Raw genomic sequence first — 1,470 nt, forward strand, 5'->3', positions numbered from 1 at the left:
CTACGCGCCGACGCTGAAGGATCTCGCGCCGCGCGACTTCGTTTCGCGCTCGATGGACCAGGAAATCAAGGAAGGCCGCGGCGTCGGTCCGAACAAGGACCACGTGCTGCTGGACCTGTCGCACATCGGCGCCGAGACGATCATGAAGCGTCTGCCGTCGATCCGCGAGATCGCGCTGAAGTTCGCCAACGTCGACTGCATCAAGGAGCCGATCCCCGTTGTGCCGACCATTCACTACCAGATGGGCGGCATTCCGACGAACATCCACGGTCAGGTGGTCGGTACGGCGCGCGGTCACGAGGAGCCGGTGAACGGCTTCTACGCGGTCGGCGAATGCTCGTGCGTGTCGGTGCACGGCGCGAACCGCCTGGGCACGAACTCGCTGCTCGACCTGGTGGTGTTTGGCCGCGCGGCGGGCAATCACATCGTCAAGCACGTGAAGGAAATCAAGGACCACAAGCCGCTGCCGGCCGATGCGGCGGACTTCGCGCTGTCGCGTCTGGCGAAGCTGGAAAGCTCGTCGTCGGGCGAGTATGCGCAGTCGGTGGCGAACGACATCCGCGGCACGATGCAGAAACATGCGGGCGTGTTCCGCACGTCGGCGCTGCTGTCCGAAGGCGTGGAGGCGATCCGCGAAGTGGCGGCGCGTGTGGAGAATATCCACCTGAAGGACAAGTCGAAGGTGTTCAACACCGCGCGCGTCGAGGCGCTGGAAGTGGCGAACCTGATCGAAGTGGCGCGCGCGACGATGGTCTCGGCCGAAGCACGCAAGGAAAGCCGCGGCGCGCATGCGCAGAACGACTTCGAGCATCGCGACGACGAAAACTGGCTGCGCCATACGTTGTGGTTCAGCGAGGGCGACCGCCTCGACTACAAGCCGGTGCACATGCAGCCGCTGACGGTTGAATCGGTGCCGCCCAAGGCGCGGACCTTCTAAGGCACACGCACAAGTCAAAGGACCCACAATATGGCCAAGCGTACATTTGAAATCTACCGCTACGATCCGGATAAGGACGCGGCGCCGCGCATGCAGACGTACGAGATCGAGATCGACTCGCATGAGCGCATGCTGCTCGACGCGCTGGTGAAACTGAAGGCGCTCGACGAAACGCTGTCGTTCCGCCGTTCGTGCCGCGAAGGCGTATGCGGTTCGGACGCGATGAACATCAACGGCAAGAACGGTCTGGCGTGTCTGACGAACCTGAACGATCTGCCGCAGAAGATCGTGCTGCGTCCGCTGCCGGGACTGCCGGTGGTGCGCGACCTGATCTGCGACTTCACGCAGTTCTTCAACCAGTATCACTCGATCAAGCCGTACCTGATCAACGACACGCCGCCGCCGGAGAAGGAGCGTCTGCAGTCGCCGGAAGAACGCGACGAGCTGGATGGTCTGTACGAGTGCATTCTGTGCGCGAGCTGCTCGACGTCGTGCCCGAGCTTCTGGTGGAATCCGGACAAGTTCGTGGGTCC

2 protein-coding genes are annotated in these 1,470 nt (G+C 63.1%); both read left to right on the top strand.

The annotated features are described in order from the left end of the window. Positions 1–937: FAD-binding protein (locus tag C8K18_RS32965; protein WP_146190911.1), on the top strand; the 937-nt coding region annotated here is incomplete at its 5' end. Between the two features lie 30 nt (positions 938–967). Next, positions 968–1,470: succinate dehydrogenase iron-sulfur subunit (locus C8K18_RS32970; protein ID WP_108506371.1), on the top strand; the 503-nt coding region annotated here is incomplete at its 3' end.

Source organism: Paraburkholderia sp. GV068 (genome assembly GCF_003058125.1).
Taxonomy (GTDB): Bacteria; Pseudomonadota; Gammaproteobacteria; order Burkholderiales; family Burkholderiaceae; genus Paraburkholderia; species Paraburkholderia graminis.